At 37.6% G+C, this 13583-nt stretch carries 11 protein-coding genes; 8 read left to right on the top strand and 3 right to left on the bottom strand.

What is annotated here, in order from left to right; all coding sequences use genetic code 11:
* The first annotated feature begins 212 nt into the window (after window positions 1-212).
* Window positions 213-1025, top strand: coding sequence for an alpha/beta fold hydrolase (locus ACQ7EO_RS14480; protein WP_016539044.1), 813 nt, complete (start codon window positions 213-215; stop codon window positions 1023-1025).
* 253 nt (window positions 1026-1278) lie between these two features.
* Here the strand turns inward: ACQ7EO_RS14480 and purN are convergent, their stop codons facing one another.
* Complete coding sequence (gene purN, locus ACQ7EO_RS14475) at window positions 1279-1911, bottom strand: phosphoribosylglycinamide formyltransferase (RefSeq protein WP_434277803.1); 633 nt, start codon at window positions 1909-1911, stop codon at window positions 1279-1281.
* Window positions 1912-1920: 9 nt separating this feature from the next.
* Window positions 1921-2991 (bottom strand): phosphoribosylformylglycinamidine cyclo-ligase, encoded by a 1071-nt coding sequence (gene purM, locus ACQ7EO_RS14470; RefSeq protein ID WP_004721761.1) that lies wholly within the window; start codon window positions 2989-2991, stop codon window positions 1921-1923.
* Between the two features lie 135 nt (window positions 2992-3126).
* Here purM and cxpE point away from each other — a divergent pair, with 135 nt between their 5' ends.
* The 7 genes from cxpE to ACQ7EO_RS14435 all read left to right on the top strand — a co-directional run bounded on the left by cxpE (window position 3127) and on the right by ACQ7EO_RS14435 (window position 12598).
* Entirely contained in the window at window positions 3127-4329 is a 1203-nt protein-coding gene (gene cxpE, locus ACQ7EO_RS14465; protein ID WP_004721760.1) for a chloramphenicol efflux transporter CxpE, read from the top strand.
* Between the two features lie 15 nt (window positions 4330-4344).
* A complete protein-coding gene (gene hda, locus ACQ7EO_RS14460; RefSeq protein ID WP_004721759.1) occupies window positions 4345-5052 on the top strand; it encodes a DnaA regulatory inactivator Hda in 708 nt (235 codons plus the stop codon).
* A 171-nt stretch (window positions 5053-5223) separates the two neighbouring features.
* On the top strand, window positions 5224-7035 hold the full coding sequence (gene rbtA, locus ACQ7EO_RS14455) for a rhombotarget A (protein ID WP_239046034.1): 1812 nt from the start codon (window positions 5224-5226) through the stop codon (window positions 7033-7035).
* A gap of 10 nt (window positions 7036-7045) precedes the next feature.
* Window positions 7046-9511, top strand: a complete 2466-nt coding sequence (locus ACQ7EO_RS14450; RefSeq protein WP_434277802.1) for a CSLREA domain-containing protein — start codon at window positions 7046-7048, stop codon at window positions 9509-9511.
* A 207-nt stretch (window positions 9512-9718) separates the two neighbouring features.
* Window positions 9719-10501, top strand: a complete 783-nt coding sequence (locus tag ACQ7EO_RS14445; RefSeq protein WP_262085571.1) for a tellurium resistance protein — start codon at window positions 9719-9721, stop codon at window positions 10499-10501.
* A 9-nt stretch (window positions 10502-10510) separates the two neighbouring features.
* On the top strand, window positions 10511-11635 hold the full coding sequence (locus tag ACQ7EO_RS14440; RefSeq protein WP_434277801.1) for a toxic anion resistance protein: 1125 nt from the start codon (window positions 10511-10513) through the stop codon (window positions 11633-11635).
* Between the two features lie 45 nt (window positions 11636-11680).
* Window positions 11681-12598, top strand: coding sequence for a hypothetical protein (locus tag ACQ7EO_RS14435; RefSeq protein WP_434277800.1), 918 nt, complete (start codon window positions 11681-11683; stop codon window positions 12596-12598).
* Window positions 12599-12701: 103 nt separating this feature from the next.
* On the opposite strand, the gene ACQ7EO_RS14430 is transcribed toward ACQ7EO_RS14435, so the two are convergent.
* On the bottom strand, window positions 12702-13322 hold the full coding sequence (locus ACQ7EO_RS14430) for a DsbA family oxidoreductase (protein ID WP_004721747.1): 621 nt from the start codon (window positions 13320-13322) through the stop codon (window positions 12702-12704).
* Window positions 13323-13583: the final 261 nt, after the last annotated feature.

The following is a 13583-nucleotide window of genomic DNA, read 5'->3' as shown; positions in this document are numbered from 1 at the left end:
AGCCAAACACAATCTTAAAGCTCTATTTTCTTGTTACCTTAAGCCTTTATAACTGCTTTAAACCTGTTTAATTCATTTGAGTGGCATCGCTAAGTGCAAAACAAGAGCACGGAGTTCACTTAAAATGTTTAACTGAATCCTATTTATCAGCTACAGTATTTTCAATTCATCATATTTAGAGTGTAAAGCAAGACATGGTTAGCCTATCTCACATGAAACCTGTTATTCATTTTGCCCATGCCAATGGTGTGCCATCTCAAGTCTATACCAAACTGTTTGATTTACTGAAAGATCAATATGATGTGATTTATGTTTCTTTATTGGGTACAGATCAACGGTATCCTATTGATAACAATTGGTCGAATTTTGCAGATCAAGTGATTGATAGTATTGTGCAACAGTCTAATGGACGTAAAGTAATTGGTTTAGGTCATTCATTAGGCGCTGTGGCAACTTTTTTAGCCTCATTTAAGCGTCCAGATTTATTTGAACAAGCGATTTTATTGGATCCTCCTTTGATTATGGGGACCGCCTCCTTTATTTTTAATCTTGCAAAGAAATTTTATCCTCAAAAAATCGATGCAATGACACCAGCGCATCTCAGCATACGCCGTCGAGATCATTGGGAATCACGTCAACAAGCCGCAGAGTTGTTACGTCCAAAGGGGTTTTATCAACATTTTGATGCAGATTGTTTTCAGGCTTATATCGATTATGCGCTAACAGAAGACCATGTTCGTGGAGGCGTAACTTTGACTATTCCTAAAGATGTTGAAGTTGCAATTTTTAGAACAGGTCCTTCTTATTGGTGGTTACCGCATCCACAACCGCAAGTTCCTGTAAATTTGGTGATTGGTTCAGAGAGTCCTTTTTTAAAACGTAAATTTCCACAAATAGCCAAAAAGAAATTTAATATTCCTTTTACCCTGACGGCTGGAGGACATATGTTTCCTTTGGAGCATCCAGTTGAAACTGTTGAATTAATTAAAAAGCTGATTCAACAAAATTTATCTAATACCCATTAATCAGTCGTTGAATGAGTGGCAGGTTGTACCTCTCGCTAAATAAAGGTTTTTTATTACGGCCTAGCGCTAAAAAGTCAGCTGTTTTTCCCATAAATTGATTCAAATCTTTTTATGTCAAACGTAGCAGTTCAAGCGACTGTGCTGCTATAAACCTATTGTTATATAAGGTTACTGCACAAAAAAATTTCGTTTAGCCATAAAAAATGCATCCGAGGATGCATTTTTTTCGACAGTATTTTAAATCAAGCAATACTTAAAGCTGGCAAAATTGAATTGGCTGTTTAAGTGCTTGTCCCTTATATAAGACCTGACCATTTGCCAAGTGTTGAATGGTGCCATTACAGATCCACTCAACTGCTTGAGGATAAATTAAATGCTCAAGTACATGTACACGTGCTGCAAGGGATTGCACATTATCATGTAGATCGACTGTTAAAACACCCTGAGTCAACGCTTGTCCAGCATCTAACTCAGCAGTGACATAATGCACAGTACACCCGTGTAAAACATCACCGGTATTTAAAACACGTTGATGTGTATGCATGCCTTTGTAATAGGGCAATAGTGAAGGGTGGATGTTGACCATTTTCCCTTCCCATGCTTGGACAAATTTGGCACTGAGAATACGCATAAAACCAGCGAGAATGACTAAATCAACATCCCAATCCAGTAATTGTTGATGCATGACAGCATCAAAAGTTTCACGATCAGGATAGTGTTTATGCTCAATCACCGTGGTTGCAATGCCTGCTTTTGCAGCGCGTTCTAAGGCAAACGCTTCAGGTTTATTGGAAATGACCCCCACGATTTGCCCTGAAAGATTGGCATCAATCAAGGCTTGAAGGTTACTTCCACTGCCTGAGACAAGTACAGCAATTTTAATCATGTGAGAGACTTATGCAAAAATCACACGAATTTTTTCATCTGCGCCTTCAATAGAAGCCGCATTTTCTTGAATATGACCAATTGTCCATGCTTTTTCGCCTTGAGCAGTCAAAACTTCAATAGTTTTGTCAGCATCAGCAGCATCAACTGCGATGACCATACCCACACCACAGTTAAATGTACGGTACATTTCAAATTGTTCTACAGCACCTTCACGTTGTAAAAGTTTGAACAATTCAGGCCATTGCCAAGACGATTCATTAATCACCGCTTGAGCACCATTTGGAAGTACGCGAGGTAAATTACCAGGTAAACCGCCGCCTGTGATGTGTGCCATTGCATGGACATCAACTTGTTTGCACAGTTCAAGTACTGGTTTTACATAGATACGTGTTGGTTCCATTGCAACATCTGCAAGCGGACGACCATCTACAATTTGAGTTAAATCGACGTTTTTCACGTCTAAGATTTTACGAAGTAAAGAGTAACCGTTTGAGTGTGCACCAGATGAGGCTAAGCCGATAAGAACATCACCTGCTTTTACTTTGGTACCATCAATGATTTTGCTTGCTTCAACCACACCCACAGAGAAGCCTGCGAGGTCATAGTCTTCACCTTCATACATTCCAGGCATTTCAGCAGTTTCACCACCGACCAATGCGCAGCCTGCAAGCTCACAACCTTTACCAATACCCGTCACAACATTTGCAGCAACATCAACATTTAAATGTCCAGTTGCGTAATAATCGAGGAAGAATAGAGGTTCAGCACCACATACAAGAAGATCGTTTACACACATTGCAACCAAGTCTTGACCAATCGTGTCATGACGATTTAAGTTCAATGCTAAACGTAATTTTGTACCGACACCATCTGTACCAGATACAAGAACAGGTTCTTCATAACCTTTAGGGATTCTGCAAAGTGCGCCGAAGCCGCCTAAACCACCCATTACTTCAGGGCGTGTTGTACGTTTAGCGACAGATTTGATTCGATCGACAAGTGCGTCGCCCGCTTCAATATCGACACCAGCGTCTTTATAGCTTAAACCAGTGTTTGGGGTAGAAGTTGAGTTGCTCATAATTGAAGTCTCCGCATTCGCGCGGGGATTATACCCGAATATACGAAACTCTTATGTTATTTCTGCACTAAAATGCTATCTTTATGAAAATATTTTCCCCTCCATAACGAATAAATTTGAAAAAGGCGTGATTCGATGCACGATCGGACTTTAAAACGAATTTTTATCCTTGCTGGAATTGCTTTAGTTTTATGGATTTTATATTTATTAAAACCTGTAGTGATTCCTTTTGTTGCGGCTTTTCTGGTTGCCTATTTATTTAGTCCAGTGGTGGATAAGCTGTCAAAAGTTTTACCAAGGTGGCTCTCTATTTCGGTGGTCTTTATTGGAATAGGCGTGTTACTGACTTGGGCAATATGGTTTGTTGTGCCCTTGGTTTGGAAACAATTAATTTATGCCCGTGACAGTATTCCTGCGGGAATCCATTGGGTGAATTCTACTTTCCTACCGTGGTTATCCAACAATTTCAATGTTGAACATATGGAATTGGATACAGACCAAATTTCTAAAGTAGTAATGGAGTATGTTCAGACCAACTATAGTGCGGACAGTATCCAAGCGATGGCTTTAAAAATTGCCCAATCTGGACTGAGTTTTATTTCGATCGGCGGAACAATTGTTTTAATTCCAATTATTGCATTCTATTTCTTGCTTGATTGGAAGCGGATGTTGGAACACTTAAAAAGTTTTATTCCTCGTCAATATGAAAGCAATGTACTTAAAATTGTTGGTGAATGTCATAGTGTTTTGGGAGCTTTTGTCAAAGGACAGTTCCTTGTGATGATTTTATTGGGAATCGTCTATGCCGTAGGCTTGCAGTTGGTGGGTTTAGAGGTCGGATTAATTATTGGTATGATTGCGGGGCTGTGCAGTATCATTCCATATCTTGGCTTTGGTGTCGGAATTATTGCGGCAGTGATTGCCTGTTTTTTCCAGTTCGGCTTAGATCCAAAACATTTATTAATGGTTCTGGCTGTATTTGGTGTAGGGCAGCTCATCGAAGGATATATTCTTCAACCGTTCTTATTGGGCGATAAAATTGGTTTATCTCCTGTAGCTGTGGTATTTGCAGTACTTGCGGGGGCTCAGTTGGGTGGCTTTGTCGGGATGTTGATCGCACTGCCAGTTGCAGCTGTTATCGTGGTTTTACTCAAGCATCTCAAAGATTTATATCAAGAAAGTCAGTTCTTTAAAGCAGAAGATACTTTAGTGACCATACAAAATAATGGCACTACTGAAACAATTTCAGTCGAAAGCGACAAAGTTGATCTTGATATTGAAGTTAAAAACACGCAAGATACTGATCAATCGATTAAAAATGATCAAAATCCACTTTAGGAATGATTTGAATATATGCGTCAATTACAGTTGGATATAGAACCACAACTGGATGCCAGAATTAGTGATTTTTCTGGGCCAGGTTGGGGACCTGTAATTGATGCTGTGCGTCAGCTTCATGCAGGGCTGATGAATCGTTTCTACATCTATGGTGGTGCTGGAACTGGAAAAAGTCATTTACTCACGGCGATTTGCGATTCTTATTTAGAGATTGGCAAATCTGCGATTAAAGTATCGTTGTTAGAATTACTTGATGCGCCCATCGAGGCAATTACCTCATTAGAAAGCTATGATTTGGTTGCCTTGGATGATATCGAGGCCATTAGTGGTGTACCACATTGGCAAAAAGCAGTATTTCATCTGATTAATAACAATAACGAAGATGGCGGACAGTTGGTGTTTTCATCACGATTTGCGCCGATAGAATTAAAGCTAGAATTACCAGACCTACAATCTCGCCTTACTCAGGCAGTCAGTGTAAAAGTACCGAGTGGACAGTCCTATGCAGATCGACATGCTTTATTGCATTCTGTGTTGGAACGTCGGGGTGTACATTTTGACCCACAAATAACGGAATATTTGCTATTACATGGGCCACATCAAACGAGTACACTACTTCAGTCTGTTGAACAGCTAGAAAAGTTATTAAAGGGTGAGAAGACGAAATTATCTCATGCAACTTTAAGACAGCTCTATGCATTGATTGATGAATATCGACAATAGTTGATTTTTACTATTGTTGAGTGCGCGTAACACAAGAAGTGAAGTCAATAGATCGGCCGATGAAAATTCTTGAGAATTTTTATTGTGTGTGACAAAGTACGCAAAAAGGACTGATAGCAAAGCGTAATGCTGGCTAATAAGAAATAATTAAAAGAAATCAAGGAGACTATAATGCTCAAACGGGGCATAGGCTTAGGATTATTATGTATTACTGGTCAGGCATTTAGTGCAAATATTACTGTGACTACCACAGACGATATTGTAAAAGCTGATAATCAGTGTTCATTAAGAGAAGCAGTTGAATACGTCAATCAGGGAATGCCTGAAGCTGGCTATAATGGTTGTGGTGGCGGCAAAGAGGTGACTGCAAAAATTATATTACAAGGCAATAAAGAGTATTCACTGAATAAGCAAATCCGAATATTAAAGGATGTCGCATTTGGTTCGACCTATGAAAGTAACGTAAATAATACACAAACGCTTGTAGGTAAAAACAATGCCATTATTAAAATGGTTGGAAAAGAACGTTTATTTCAGATCGAAAAAGATATAGATGAGAAAGCAGAGACACCACCTGCAATGCTGAAAGTTTCATTTGATGAAATTACCCTGAAAGGCTGTGGCCAAGATGTATGTGCTAAGCAAGGCGGTCTGATCTATAACAAAGAAGCATTGGGGATAAGTAATAGCCAGCTTTTAGATGGTCATGCTGAAGAAGGTGGTGCAATCTATAACGCAGGTATTTATGCAGCGAATACTTCATTAAGTATCGTTGGTATTAACAAGACCTTAATCAAAGGCAATAAAGCAGAAAAAGGTGGTGTAATTTATACCGAATTACCTGCATTTGTTATCACACAATCATTGATTCGAGATAATGAGGTTACTGATGCTACAAGTTCAAATTTTGAAACAAAAAATCAATTTTCTGAAGATGCATTAAAAGCCTTTGGCTCTACTGCGCCCTATGGGATTGAAAATAGTACGATTTTTAACAATAAAGGCTATGTGGTTAAAGTCTACGATGCTATGCAGCTCAACAATATCACCATGATCCTCAATAGTATGGGCCTTATTGTAGACGCCCCTCAAAAGAAAGGTTTTGTCGCAAATAGTATTATTGCCAAAAATGGTACACAAGATTGTACGATTGTGTCTGGTGGTGAAGCAGAACAGATCAGCAATAACCTCTATTCTTCAGGATGCAATGGTTTTAAAGCGACAGCATTGGGTAATGCGCAACTGATTGCTGGAAGTACCACAGAAGGAAAATGTGACTTTAGTACTAATGGGATTTTATGCCCATTTGCTGAGTCACCGAGTGTAGCCTTAGGTTATTTTTTACCAAGAATTTTACCAAGTTATAACTCGGCTGAAGATTCTGTGATTATTAATCACGGTCCAGAACCTCAAGATAAAATAACAGCTTGTTCGACTCTTGATCAGCGAAGTAAACAGAGAAATTCCAATTCAGAATTATGTGATCGTGGTGCGATTGAACTGGTGATTGATCTTGGAAACATTTCGACCGTAGGGCAAGATATTTTATATGGTGAAACAGCTAAATTTTCAATTTCTGATCAATTACAAGATGGTGAACTTGTTAGTGCTGAAAAGTGTAAACAAATTTTTAATCGCGAATTGGATGATAATGGTAAGCCTTGGCAAATAGGTTGTTTAAAGATTATTCAAACCAATACACCATCTAAAGGCACCATGACGATAAATCAGGCAGGTGATATTGTGTATACACCGAACGGTCAATGGCAAGGTTCTGATGAATTTAAAATTAATGTGGTGACATCGACCACAAGTTTTAATAAATCGGATAATCCTTATATTACGATTCCTGCACGAATTGTACAAAGAAAGCCAGATGATTTTAAAAACTATAAAGTAAAGACCTCTGGTGGAAGTTTAGGATTTCTTTCAATCATTGGACTGATTGGTTTAGCTGGCTATCGACGGATCAAGTATAAGTAAAGGATTGCACATGAAAAATTATAAAAAAGGATTTCTGACACTTGTTGTATTGTCGACCATGTCTTTGATGGCGGCAGAAGATAAAACGATTTATGTAACCACCTTTGATGATGAGGATGGGACAAATCCTGACAAGTGTTCATTAAGAGAAGCATTACACGCCGCTGCCACACATAAAGCTTATGGTGGCTGTAGTGCAGGACAGGTTTATTCAACAGTACCCAATGTAATTCAGTTGGAAGCAGGTGAATATAAGCTGACTAAAGAATTAAGACCCAACTCAGATGTTTCTATCATTGGTAAAGAACCAGGTGATTATAGTCGCCCAGATGTATTGACCAATAATTTCCCTGCTGCAACCCCATTAAAAACTACAATTTCAGGTCAAGGAAATTCACGTATTTTCAATACCATTTATGAAAATAAGCCGAGTCTAACGCTGAATGATGTAATTTTAAAAAATGGCTCGAGTTTAAATGACAGCAATAATAATGTGGGTGGAGCAATTTATGCTGGCGGTGCACTCACCTTAAATAATGTAAATATTATAGATTCCAATGCGAAAGCAGGTGGGGCAATTTATTTAAATGATGTTTCAAGTTCTCTGACCATAAATTATGGTGTATTCCAGACCAATAAAGCGGAACTGGGCAGTGTACTTGGAATGACCTGTGCTGATAATTTAGAGTTTACCAAACGTAATATCGCCGTGAGTGGGGTAACATTTATTGGCAATGGTGCTGCAGATAGTTTAAGTATGCTTAATTTTTGTGGGCAACCTGCAGTGACCTTTACTGCAAATACGATTACTGACAATATCGCAAGTGCAAGTCAAGGTCGTATCATTCAATTTAGCCAATTGACACCACAAGGAAAAGTTAATTTTAGTGATATTTCTTCTTTATCACTGATCAGTAATACCATTGTCAATAATAATGCTTGGGCAACATTATTGTATGGATACAATGGGATAAAAGTATTAAGCAATAATATATTGGCTTATAATAATGATGGAAAATCTTGTCGTTATGCAAATGGTGATGTAAGCAAAGTTGAAGGTTCGGGTGTTGTGCTTACTTATAACGCCTTAAAGCTGACTGCGGGTAATGATCAATGTGAGGTTGCAGATGAAGTAAGGAAAGAGGATAAAGATCATACATTTGATGTGAGTAATATTGCATTCACAACTATTTTAAATAAGATAGAACCACCAAGTGAATCTACAGGCTTTATGCCGATGTATTTCCCTATAAACTTAGGCACAGACAAAGACTTGGTTGATGTTGGTTATACGGGCTGTAGTGGCGTTGATCAGCGTGGTGTTACACGCGTGATTGCGGAGAACTCAAATGGTCCCAATGATGTGGCAAACTCATGTGATATTGGCTCGACAGAGGTTTTACGTCTCACTGCCAATAACCTGAGTGCAAGTAATACTTCGGTTGTTGTGGCACTTAATTCTTATCAAAACATATTGGATAATTATAATAAGTTGATTGCAGATCCAGCGACCAAACAAGAATATATTCCTTTTTATAAAATCCAATCAGAGTTGTATAGTAATTTAATCAAATACACCAAATCAGACCAGAAATATCGCACGATCTTTGTCGATCCTTTTGTAGCCAACTTGCCTGCGGAAATTATAACCAAAGATGCTACTGGTAAAGATGTTCGGGTGGTAAAACATTTAAGTGCGGACAATTATAATGTGATTGTAGAACCACTTGGTGTCGGAGTATTAAATGATAAGAAACAATTTGTAGGTAAAAAAGAGCCAAAATTCGATTGTGTATGGAATAAAGACTTAAAGAGAATTATGTTATGGCGTATAGATGACAATGTTACACCATCAGGTGACAATGAATTCTGTAGCTATAAACTAGAGTTAAAGACAGATCAAAGCATTAGCTCTTCAGCCTATATCATTGGAAGCTTTACCAATATTGCACCTATTGCTAAAGATGCAACATTTAATATTGAACAAGGCTCAACCAAAGCGATTGATGTAGATCTACTGCAATATGCAAATGATGATGGTGATGGTAATGCAGCTGCGTTAACAGAGAAGCCAAATAAACCAAAATTTTATGTCAATACAGATGGGGTTGAATTGCCAATCCGAATTGGAACAAATATCGATCCTGTGGTCATTACCGCGGATCGTAGTGGGCCTTGTCCTGGTAGCGATAATAAATATACCTGCTATGGTGGCAAAATCCATATCCAACTTAGAAATACACTTGATCCATTTAGTTATAAATTTACCTATTATGTGTATGATGCGGATGGAAAAATTTCTACTCCTGAAAATAGTAGTGTTGAAGCGGCTACCGTTACTTTGAAAAACTCAGGTACTGCGCCAGGAAGCCCACGGGTTAGTGGCGGTGGTTCATTGGGTTGGTTGAGTCTTCTTGGGCTATTAGGGCTGACAGGTTATCGTCGTTATCAAGCGAATAGACAGTCAAAGCAATAACAGGAAACTCAATATACCTAAAATAATCGTTTTAGCGCATTGTGTTATAGCAAAAAGCCAGTTTTTATAAACTGGCTTTTTGCTATCTGTATGTTTTTTGCTATTTGTATGGGCTTTCTTCCTAATTTGTATTATAAGTTTTAAATAGAAAGGGTTTGTTGATTGATTTCCCTTAAATCATTGAAAAGTTATTCATTTTGAATTGATATGAAGCAATTTACTGTACTTACACCGCTTGAACAGATCCCATGTAGTTCTGATGAATTACTTTCGATTAAAAGAAATGATTTGGTTCCACTACTCGATAATCAAACACGACTGAATTTGTATGCTGATCAGTTGATTCAAGCACAATCGGTACTGTTAAAAGCCATTGATCCAAGTTTGACGCAAAAGCTGAGTCAAATTATTGCACATATTATTCAGCAATTATCTGCATCCAAGAAAAAGCTAAATCAACGTAAATTCAATGCGATACAAAAATGGTTGGGTTTGGATTTGGAGTTTAGTGTTGGACAAGTCAAATATTTAAATGATTTAGAAAGTTTAATTGATGAAGCCAAACATTTGAGTCAAAGATTACAAATCGAAATTCAAAAGTCGGAAGCAAGATTCCAACAAGCCAATGGCTTAAGAGAGCAAATGGCGAAATATATTCGTGCAGCGCAGGAATTTTTACATGAATATCCTGCTTTTGTACAACATCGTCATCCCTTGGATAATTTTGCAGATCGGCTGTCTAAGAAAGTCAATACGCTACAAACGCTACAAGCCAGTAATGATATTGCGTTAGCACAAATGCAGTTAACACAACAACTTTCATTGAGCTTACTTGATCGCTTTAATGAAGCTCAGCATGTCCTGATTCCTGCATGGCAATATCATGTCAAACAGAGTAGTGCGCAGAATTCTTTTACAACGACTGAAGAATTGGATAAAAGTCGTGATAAATTAATTCAATCATTAAAGAAATCATTAGAAAATAAATAGGATAGAAGTATGAGTGATTCGAATCATCAAGCATTAACTGAACAATCCAATACGTCGTTGGAATTACAAAAGTTTGAACAATTGAATTTGAAAGAAATAGGTTTAAACACCGAAGATTTTAATGAGGTTGTTAATGCGCATAAAGACCTAGCCAATATTAATCATGCATCCGTTGCTGAATATGGTAAAAATATTGCGACCAAAACATCCTCATATACAGATGAATTACTCAACTTGGTCAAAAATAAAGACTTAGATGTGACTGGGCAAAAATTAAATGAAGTTGTGCAAGTTGCTCAGCAATTGAATACATCCAGCATTTTGAATCAATCAAAAAACTCAGGATTTATTGGAAGCATACTCAGTAAATTTAAAGGTGCTAAGCAAAGTTTTGATCAACATTTTAATACCACCAAAGAGCAAATAGATTCATTGGTCAAAGAAATTGAAACATCACAAACAGGTTTAAAAGCGCGGGTAGATACATTAGATAGAATGTTTAATGGGGTACAAGAAGAATATCGACAGTTGGGTATTTATATTGCCGCAGGTCGAATCAAGCAAGTTGAAGTACAGCAAGAAATTGCCACTTTATCTCAGCATGAGCAAGATCCTAAAACCAATCAGCGTGTTTATGACCTTAACCATTTAGCCAACAATCTAGAAAAGCGGGTTAGTGATTTACAAGTCTTGCAACAATCTGCAATGCAAACCTTACCGATGATTCGTATTATTCAATCCAATAATATGATGTTGGTTGATAAGTTTTATGCGATTAAAAATATTACGTTACCTGCATGGAAAAACCAGATCAGCTTGGCGATTTCTCTAAATGAGCAACGTAATAGTGTACAACTTGCCAACACGATTGATGATGCAACCAATGAGCTATTAAAACGCAATGCAGATTTACTTCATCAAAATTCTGTGGATACTGCCAAAGCCAATCAACGTTCAGTGATTGATATTGAAACGCTTGAACATGTTCAAAATACCCTGATTAAAACTGTAAATGATGTCATTCAAATTCAGAAAGAGGGCATACAAAAACGTGAAGAGGCTTCGACTCGGATTAAAGCGCTTCAATCGAATTTGCAACAGTTGGTATTAGAAACCAGTACACATCAATCCTAAGCCAAAGCTTAAATCTTGGCACAATCTCATCTAAAGGTGTAAAGGTTGACTGAAAAAACTCAATATCCTGTAGATATTCAACAGATCGAGCATGGATTAAAAATACTTCAGCATCGAAAACGGAATTTGATGGTTTCGGCTGTGGTTTTATCCTCTGTGGGTATCGCAAGTTTAGTTTCTGTTTTTTTTCAACAGGAATTGGTTTTTAACTTGTTTGGTGTGGCACAACAGGTTCATCAATTACACTTGCCATATATTCTAGATCAGCAGTTAAGAGAATATATTCATCAACCAGACTACCTGATGAATGCATTGTCATGGTTGGGCTGGTTGATCTTAAAATTAATAGTGTCTTTTATTGGCGCATTTATTATTGTTGCTGTATTAAAAAAAATTCGCTTTTTTAAAGTCCGCTTTCAGTCTTTTATCCTTAAATTTGTTGCATGGCTTTTATCCTTGATTGTGCTCTGGTCTGGTTTGACTTATGTGCAATATGATCTGAAAGATGATGAAGACAAAGAGTTAAAATCATTTATAAAATATGATCAAAACATTCAGCAAAGCGCTATTTATCAATATCTGCAAAGATCGGATGCGCCTGAAACAGTACAAAGCTATTTATTGGCACAAACCGCGTTGATGCATAAACCAGTTGATAAGGTCGTGGCTACGATTTACGCAGAAAAATTGATTAAAGCGGAGCAATCTGATTCGCGCTTTTTAGAATACGGCTTTAAACCTGAGCAATTATGGACAATTCAACATCAGGTATTTAATCGAGCGCTTTCCCCGATTGCGCAAGGTGTTGAAGCGCAAGTGAGTCGTGCAAGCTTTTGGTCGAACATTGTTGAAAAGGTTTTATGGGGAATTTCAGCACTCAGTTTATTTTTTAGCTTGATGATTTATTGGGTAGCAAGTCGAATTGCGAAACGTTTACATCGAATTGGTCATCGTATCGGTTAGTGCAACGCTACAAAGCTTATACTTTGTAAAAATTCTGATAAAAAAGCACTTTTGTGATGAGCAAAAGTGCTTTTTTATTGCTGTAAAATTAAATCTCGTTGTCCTAAGCGACATCTTTCGCTCGGTTGGTAATCAGGTCTTTCAGTTCTAAGGTATCAAAGGTTTTATCCCAAATTTCACCATCTACAATATAGTAAGGCGTTGGGTGTTTACCGAAACCTTGTACATAATGAGTAATCTCAGTTTGTTTGTCTGCGATTTCCTTATGTTGAATAGAACGTAGAACTTTCGTGCCATCCAAGCCCATACCTTCGATGATTTGTTTCAGTACTTCAGGGTTGGCAATGTCTTTACCATGGGCGAATATGGCGTGGAATAAAGCCTGCGTTAACGCGAATTGGTCAAAGATATTGTCTAAAGCCAATATCGCTTGATGGGCTAAACGGCTATTGGGCATACGCTTCATATGCTCAATATCTACGGTTAAATCTTGACTATAAGCAGCAAATTTTGCCATATCAAGTTTGCGATTGGCTTCTTTGGTTCCATATCTTTCAGTCAGGTATTGATAAACATCTAAGCCTTGTTCTGGAATTTCTGGTAAAACTTGCACAGGTAATAATTCGATTTTTTTCGCCATGGGTTGATTCCAATGTTGTTTGAGTTTTTCAAACGCCACATAACTCATTGGATAGACGATATCGAATACGAACTCTATTTTCATTGTTTTACCTCTTCACTTATTTATACAGGAATTGTGAATAAGTACACCTTGTTGTACTTAATTGGAGAAACCACAACATAAATTTAGCTTAAAACTTTGTGGCTTGGCTGCGCATGATTTTTTGTAGAGAGATGGTCGAAGAAATATTATTTTTGTTGAAAATTAATCTAATTTTAAGTTTCGAGGAAGTCGGGGGATGTCTATTGATTTTCTAGCTAATGCCCATATATATACCAGCATTAAAGAATTTAAATTTGAGAA

It is taken from the genome of Acinetobacter sp. CE-15 (assembly GCF_051059255.1).
GTDB lineage: Bacteria > Pseudomonadota > Gammaproteobacteria > Pseudomonadales > Moraxellaceae > Acinetobacter > Acinetobacter guillouiae.
Note: the sequence above shows the minus strand (reverse complement) of the source record. Positions and strands in the feature narration are given on the sequence as shown.

What these genes read in the sequence shown, in the direction of transcription:
- ACQ7EO_RS14480 (WP_016539044.1), top strand. Translation starts at nt 213, where the DNA reads ATGAAACCTGTTATTCATTTTGCCCATGCCAATGGTGTGCCATCTCAA.
- purN (WP_434277803.1), bottom strand. Translation starts at nt 1,911, where the DNA reads ATGATTAAAATTGCTGTACTTGTCTCAGGCAGTGGAAGTAACCTTCAA.
- purM (WP_004721761.1), bottom strand. Translation starts at nt 2,991, where the DNA reads ATGAGCAACTCAACTTCTACCCCAAACACTGGTTTAAGCTATAAAGAC.
- cxpE (WP_004721760.1), top strand. Translation starts at nt 3,127, where the DNA reads ATGCACGATCGGACTTTAAAACGAATTTTTATCCTTGCTGGAATTGCT.
- hda (WP_004721759.1), top strand. Translation starts at nt 4,345, where the DNA reads ATGCGTCAATTACAGTTGGATATAGAACCACAACTGGATGCCAGAATT.
- rbtA (WP_239046034.1), top strand. Translation starts at nt 5,224, where the DNA reads ATGCTCAAACGGGGCATAGGCTTAGGATTATTATGTATTACTGGTCAG.
- ACQ7EO_RS14450 (WP_434277802.1), top strand. Translation starts at nt 7,046, where the DNA reads ATGAAAAATTATAAAAAAGGATTTCTGACACTTGTTGTATTGTCGACC.
- ACQ7EO_RS14445 (WP_262085571.1), top strand. Translation starts at nt 9,719, where the DNA reads ATGAAGCAATTTACTGTACTTACACCGCTTGAACAGATCCCATGTAGT.
- ACQ7EO_RS14440 (WP_434277801.1), top strand. Translation starts at nt 10,511, where the DNA reads ATGAGTGATTCGAATCATCAAGCATTAACTGAACAATCCAATACGTCG.
- ACQ7EO_RS14430 (WP_004721747.1), bottom strand. Translation starts at nt 13,322, where the DNA reads ATGAAAATAGAGTTCGTATTCGATATCGTCTATCCAATGAGTTATGTG.